We start from the raw sequence: 6,585 nt of genomic DNA on the forward strand, positions 1-6,585 counted from the left end.
GAAGCCCATGAACCAGAACAGCGTCAGCGGCAGCGACACGACGCTCAGCTCGAGCGTCCAGCTCCCGAAGGCGATGTCGTCGATGCGAAAGCCCGCGCCCCACAGGAGAGTCGCCACGCCGGCCTGGATGAGCAGGCGCTTGCGCGCGGAGATCCCCCGCAGGTCGTCGATGAGGCCAGTCATGAAGATGGCCGTGAAGCCGAGACCGAGCGCGAGCGCAGCGCTGGTCGCCATGCCGGGCGAGCCGCCCAGCAGCCAGATCAGGTAACCCAGAGCGAGGGGTCCGAAGATACCGGGGCCGCCCGACAGCGGCACGGGTCGCAGATGGATCTTACGCGGGTTCGGATGGTCGAGCAGGCCCACCGCCTCGGCGGCGCTGCGGCTCAGCTCCTGGCTGATCCAGCCGAGGACGAGCACGAGCGGCGCAAGGGCGTACCAGGGCAGACCCATCCACTCTGCGCTGAACTGCATGTGGGGCAATCCTCCGTCACGGCACGCACCCAAACGCCGGATCGGCATCATCGTCAAGAGCGCCGGGGCAAGTCAATAGTCTGGCGCAGGCTAGTCAGTCGATAGCGGGTCTCGGATATCGCCCGCGAAGACGATCGCGATTTTGCAAAACTCGCGCCCCCGAGTCCGCCTCGGGAGTCTCTCGCCGGTTTGCGCCGCAACTGGCGTGAAGCCAATGCAGGCGTGCAACTTGTGTGCGCGCCCGCTCGTGCCAGGTGTCGGCCCGATCCAGCGAATCCTGAAGCCCCGGTCGATAAGCAACCACCCGCAACGCCCGTCCTTACGAGAACCCCCGGCGCCCATGAAGCGCCGGGGGTCCGATTTGCCGCCTGGTGGCGAAAGCTACCTGTCCAAGCTCCCGCCCATTGAGGAGCGCGCGTCCTACTTGATCAGCGTGAGCTTGGCCAGCTGGCTTTCGCTCCCGCCGATGTTCAGCATCGCGAAGTAGACGCCGCTCGCCAGCAGGTTGCCGGCCTCGTCCTTGCCGTCGAAGCGCACGATGTGCTCGCCCGCACCGCGCAGCTCACCCGCGAGCAGCGTGCGGTGCACGCGACCCATGGGAGAAACGATCGTCAGCGTGACCTGCTCGTCCTTCGCCAACTCGAACTTGATGTTCGTCGTCGGATTGAAGGGGTTCGGGTAGGCCGGGTGCAGGCGCATCCCCGCGGGACCGAGCGGGGGGACATCGGAGACGACAGCCTGCGTCAGCGCGTAGCTGAACTGCTTGTAGCCGCCCGAGAGGCTGCAGTGGGGGAAGCTGATGCCCAGCTCCTGGATCTGGCTGAAGGGAACGCTGAGCGTCACCTCGCCGTCGTCGTTCGCGCCCATCACTACCGCGTCGAAGAGCAGCGTGCCGTCGGTCTTCTTGATGATGACCTGCGGGCGGAAGTCCGCCGTGTCATCGCCATTGAAGGTGATCCTCGGGTAGTTGCTGAGACCGGTCAGGGCCAGGTGGCGCGCATAGCGGGCGCCCATGTCCTCGACGGTCGAGGTGGGCGGCGTGCCCAGCCCGTTCACCGTGTAGTAGACCGCGCAGCTGTAGAGATCCGCCGCGTCGGGATAGCCGCCCTCGCCGTTGGGGACGTCGTTCCAGTGCTCCGAGTACTTGAAGCCGGTCAGGTAATTCCAGCGCGTCCACTCGGCCATCAGCGCCGCGCGGCTGCTGCCCACGGTCTGCAGGAGGTTGTCGTAGGTGGTCAGCATGGGCCAGGCCGGGTTGTTGTGACGCGACACCCAGAGGGACACGATGAAGCTCATGCCCCACTTCTCGCTCATGATCGTCTGCCAGATACAGTCCTCATAGCTGCCACTGCCGCCGTAATCCAGGCTCTGCTGCGGGGTGTAGAGCGGGCTGCCCGAGTAGGCGATGTAGTTGTGGTAGTCGTTGGTCGCCGGGTAGACCTGATCTTCCATCCAGGTCGCGTCCAGCTCGGCCCAGCCACCCTCGCTCCAGTTGGCCGTCGCATACGCGCTGGCGTGCTTGAACTCGTGGCCGCAGGTCACCTTCGCCGCGCCGAGCTGATCGCCGTCGGGATCGTCGTTGGCGGGGAAGCCCAGGAAGTTGCGGTGCAGCTCGATGCGCGTGCGCCCGCCGCCGAGGGCGTAGGTGACGCCGTAGTAGGAGAAGTTCTTGAAGCTGACCTGATAGTCGACTCCAGCGATGATCACGGGCGGCGTGAAGCCGATGGTCGTGATCTCGTACTGCCACGACCAGTCCATGTACTCGCCGCAGCGCTCGACGTAGTCGGGGATCCCGTTGGCGGGGTTCGTGTCCGTCGTCGGCACGGCGTCGGTACCGGTCGTGAAGTAGGTCAGGCGAAAGGTGCCCGACGGCGAGATGTACAGCGCGCGATCGCCCGCGGGCGGCGTCTCGGCGTAGTCGCGCAGCACCTGCTTGACGGACTCGCTCACCGACTCGTCGGCGAGGATCTCGATCAGCATGCCGGTGGCGCACTTGCCGGGGGCTTCGTCGCGCGTGAGGAAGCGGGCGTCCACCTTCTCCGGCGCGATCACGTGGTAGATCTTGTTCAGTGCCGCTTCGTCGTGGCTGAGCAGGCCTTGGGCTTCAGCGGCTTCGAGGTTGAGGATCGTCTGCGGCACGCCCGGACGCGCAAGCGCAGTGCCAGCCAGAAGCGCGAGCACGGCTCCGGCGGCGAGCAAACGAGTGGTGAGCAAGCGCATGCTTCCCCCCTTCAGGAGTTTGCGGATTGAAGCTCCGAATGCAGGAGGGCGGCCCACGCCTGTCGACCGCCCGGATTCCGGCTCCTCGATTATAGCACGAGCCCGCGGGCGCGGTACAGCGGGCGCCGGCCTAGGCGGCGGCCCTGCCACCGCGCCGGAAACGCCCCGCATAGCGACGATGCTGCTTCCAGATCAGGCGCCGCAGCGCCTCGCGCCGGCCCGGCTGGGGCCCGCTCGCGGTGAGCGCCGTTAGCAGTTGCAGCATCTGCTCGGCGTCGCTGCGACTCACCCATTCTGCCGCCGCGCCACGCGGCCCCATGTTGTGGTAGTTGGCCAGCGCCACGGCCAGGGCGCAGGTCGCGCGCCCCTCGAGCTGGTAGAGGCTGGCCTCGCAGGCCCCGCCGGGCATCAGGGCCCGCTGGAAGCGGAAGTGCTTGTCCTGCTTCGCCAGGGCCTCGGCGGTCTCCGTGAGCCAGCGCGTCAGCTCGTCGTCGTAGACGCTCAGGCGGTCGCCGACCCGCACCACCGGCCCGGCGCCGATCTTGAAGCCCGGCAGCTCGCGGCTGGTCTCCATCACCACCATCGGCACCCGCCGCGGCAGGAGGCCGCTTCGCATCAGCTCCATCGCGCCGACGAAGCCCACCTCCTCGGCCGCCGTGAAGACGCCGTAGACGTGCCCCGAGCGTTTCTCGGCGCTGAAGTCGTCGAGCAGCTTCAGGATCAGGGTCGCACTGAGCACGTTGTCCAGGGCCTTCGAGCGGATCTTGCCGCCGGCCAGCGAGAGGGGCAGGAGGTCGAAGTGGCCCCAGTCGCCGACGGCCACGGGCGACGCGACGCGCACGCGCAGGGTCGTGTCGTCCTTGCGGCGGTCCTTGGCCATCGTCACCGCGAGCACCTCGGCGCGCACGGGGCCGCCGGCGCCGAGGAGACGGATGCGGCTGCGCCGGAGCGTCGGCTCGTCGACGCCGCCGAGCAGGCGCAGGGTGGCCTGCCGGCCGCGCGCGGCGATCACCTCGAAGCCCGGGTGGTCCGTGTGACAGCAGAAGGCCACGGGCTGGCGGCCGCGCGCCGCGTGCCGGTACTCGAGCACCAGGTTGCCGGCGCGGTCCTCCTTCAGCCCGAGCCCGCGTTCGCGGGCGAAGGCCTTGATGCGTCCGGTCACCTGCTGCTCGTGGAAGGGCGCCGTCGGCAGGCGGAGGATCTCGTTCAGCCAGTCGTCGAGGCTTCTTGCGCGCGCCTTCATGAGACCTTCCTTACGAAAAACCGAAACTCCGCGAAAATAGCGGGCACTCCTTGGAGCCCATTGCGAGGCGGCGTATCTTGCCTTTGTCCCTTCAGCCGCGGCTCCAAACCCCATGTGGCGGCCGCGTTCGTCTCCGGAACCCGGAGATCTGCGAAAGGGGGGGCCATGGTCACCGCGAAGCACTGCGAGCTGCGATTCCTCGCCGAGATCGACGCCGCCAATCCTCGCTTCAGTCCCCTGCGCGCCGCACTGGCCCTCGGCCAGGCCGCCGACACCGAGTGCCTGCCGAGCGCCGTCCTGCTGCCCCTGCTCCAGGGGCTGCCCGAACTCGACGGGCGACTGGGCGCACTCGGGAAACCCTACCAGAAGTTCGAGGCCCTCAGCAGCTACTTCTTCGAGACGCTCGCTTTCCGCGCCGCGCCCGAGAACGATGCCGGCCTGGCGGCCGTCGATCTGCACGCGGTGACGGCCCGGCGCTGCGGCCGGCCGCTGAGCCTGGCCCTGCTCTACTACGAACTGGCGCGCCGGCTCGCCTTCCCGCTGCGCCCCCTCGCCCTGCCGGGCGGCGTTCTCCTGGGCAGCCACTGGCTCCCGCGCGGCCAGGTGCTCGATCCGGCCGATGGCGCGCTGTTGCCGCTGGCCGCCGCCCGCCACCGCGTCAACCTGCTCCTTACCGGCCGTCGCCTCGCCTTCCAGCCCGAGCGCCTGCTGCCGCTGTCCGCGCGCCAGCTCCTCGAGCGCTACCTCCAGGCGATGCGCGCCGCCTACCTGGCCGAAGGTCGCGACGACGACGCCCTGCGCGCCGCCGACTGGCGGGTCCGCCTCGCGCCGCAGAGCGCGGCCGCGCGCTGGGACCGCGGTCTCCTGCTCTACGCGATGAACCGCTACGCCGAAGCCGACCTCGACCTGGGCGGCCTCCTCAGCCGCACGGGCCACCGCGCGCCCGAGGCGGGCGATCCGCGCGAGGACCGCGCCGAGGTGAACCGGCTCCTGGCCAGCCTCGGCGACAGCTGCGGCGGGCGCCCCCTTGATTCCGAGGCGCCGATGGCGTAGGCTATCGCGAGCCCGCCCGAGACGGGTCGTCCTTTAATTCGATCCCGTGAGGTCGAGAAGGGATCCGGCCATGCGCCACGCCGCATCATCGAAGCCCTGCGCCGGCGGCCGGGGCGTTTTTTTTGCCCTTCCCCACCGATCTCCCTGAGCTGCGCGCCGGAGGTTCCATGGAAGCCAGTCCGCAAGCCGCCTTCCACCAGAAGGCGCAACTGATGAACGCCGAGCAGATGCTGCGGGCGATCAAGCGCATGACGCACGAGATCCTCGAGCGCAACGAGTCGGGCCGCGACCTGATCATCATGGGCATCGCTCGCCGCGGCGTGCCGATGGCCGAGCGCATCGCCGCCTACATGCAGAAGGTCGAGGGTCGGCCGATCAGCGTCGGCAGCCTGGACATCACCTTCTACCGCGACGACCTGCGCACGATCGGCCCCCAGCCGCGCGTAGGCGAGACGCGCATCCCCGGCGACGTGCAAGACCGCACGATCGTGCTCATCGACGACGTGCTCTTCACAGGCCGCACCGTGCGCTCGGCGATGGACGAGCTGATGGACTACGGCCGCCCGGCCGCCATCCAGCTCGCCGTGATGATCGACCGCGGCCACCGCGAGCTGCCCGTGCGCGCGGACTACGTCGGCAAGAACGTGCCCACCAGCCGGCGCGAGATCGTCAAGGTGCGCTTCACCGAGATCGACGGCGTCGACGAGGTGCTGCTCGGCGAGGTGGAGTCATGATCTATACACGCAAGGACCTGCTCGATCTGGAGAGCCTGTCCGCCGAGGAGATCACGCTCTTCCTCGACACCGCCGAGAAGTTCCGCGAGATCGGCGAGCGCGAAGTGAAGAAGGTGCCCACGCTGCGCGGCTACACGGTCTGCAACCTCTTCTTCGAGAACAGTACGCGCACGCGGATCAGCTTCGAGCTGGCCGAGAAGCGCCTGAGCGCGGACGTGGTGAACTTCTCCGCTTCGACGAGCAGCGTCGCCAAGGGCGAGACCCTGCTCGACACCGCCGAGAACCTGCTCGCGATGAAGATGGACATGTTCGTCATCCGCCACGCCGCGAGCGGCGCGCCGCACTTCCTCGCGACGCGGGTGCCGGCCAGCGTGATCAACGCGGGCGACGGCACGCACGAGCACCCGACGCAGGGGCTGCTCGACCTGCTCACGCTGCGCCAGCATCTCGGCGCGCTGGCCGGGCGCAAGATCGTCATCGTCGGCGACATCCTGCACAGCCGCGTCGCGCGCAGCAACATCCACGGCCTGACCAAGCTCGGCGCGCAGGTCACGCTCTGCGGGCCGCCGACGCTCCTGCCGCGCGAGCTGGCGACGCTCGGCGTCACGCTGGAGTACGATCTCTCTCGCGCGCTGGGCGGCGCCGAGGCCGTGAACATCCTGCGTATCCAGCGCGAGCGGCAGGAGGGCGGGCTCCTGCCCAGCCTGCGTGCCTACGCCCGCGACTGGCAGGTGCAGCCGCATCACCTGGAGCTGATGGCGCCCGGCGCGATCGTGCTCCACCCCGGCCCGATGAACCGCGGCGTCGAGATCGCGCAGGCCGTGGCGAACGGGCCGCGCGCGGTCATCCTCGAGCAGGTGACCC

The 6,585-nt window shown here is 69.0% G+C and carries 6 protein-coding genes; 3 read left to right on the forward strand and 3 right to left on the reverse strand.

Annotated features, from left to right (window positions below):
• The 3 genes from FJ251_12280 to FJ251_12290 form a co-directional block, all read right to left on the reverse strand.
• The coding region (locus FJ251_12280; GenBank protein ID MBM4118488.1) for a hypothetical protein at nt 1-522 on the reverse strand (522 nt) is incomplete at its 3' end.
• A gap of 369 nt (nt 523-891) precedes the next feature.
• Nucleotides 892-2,691 (reverse strand): hypothetical protein, encoded by a 1,800-nt coding sequence (locus FJ251_12285; GenBank protein ID MBM4118489.1) that lies wholly within the window; start codon nt 2,689-2,691, stop codon nt 892-894.
• 130 nt (nt 2,692-2,821) lie between these two features.
• A complete protein-coding gene (locus FJ251_12290; GenBank protein ID MBM4118490.1) occupies nt 2,822-4,048 on the reverse strand; it encodes a hypothetical protein in 1,227 nt (408 codons plus the stop codon).
• Nucleotides 4,049-4,099: 51 nt separating this feature from the next.
• Here FJ251_12290 and FJ251_12295 point away from each other — a divergent pair, with 51 nt between their 5' ends.
• The 3 genes from FJ251_12295 to FJ251_12305 form a co-directional block, all read left to right on the forward strand.
• Nucleotides 4,100-4,987, forward strand: a complete 888-nt coding sequence (locus tag FJ251_12295) for a hypothetical protein (protein ID MBM4118491.1) — start codon at nt 4,100-4,102, stop codon at nt 4,985-4,987.
• Nucleotides 4,988-5,154: 167 nt separating this feature from the next.
• On the forward strand, nt 5,155-5,721 hold the full coding sequence (gene pyrR / locus FJ251_12300) for a bifunctional pyr operon transcriptional regulator/uracil phosphoribosyltransferase PyrR (GenBank protein MBM4118492.1): 567 nt from the start codon (nt 5,155-5,157) through the stop codon (nt 5,719-5,721).
• The coding region (locus tag FJ251_12305) for an aspartate carbamoyltransferase catalytic subunit (GenBank protein ID MBM4118493.1) at nt 5,718-6,585 on the forward strand (868 nt) is incomplete at its 3' end. The genes pyrR and FJ251_12305, both read left to right, overlap by 4 nt.

The sequence above is a fragment of the bacterium genome (assembly GCA_016873475.1).
GTDB lineage: Bacteria > Krumholzibacteriota > Krumholzibacteriia > JACNKJ01 > JACNKJ01 > VGXI01.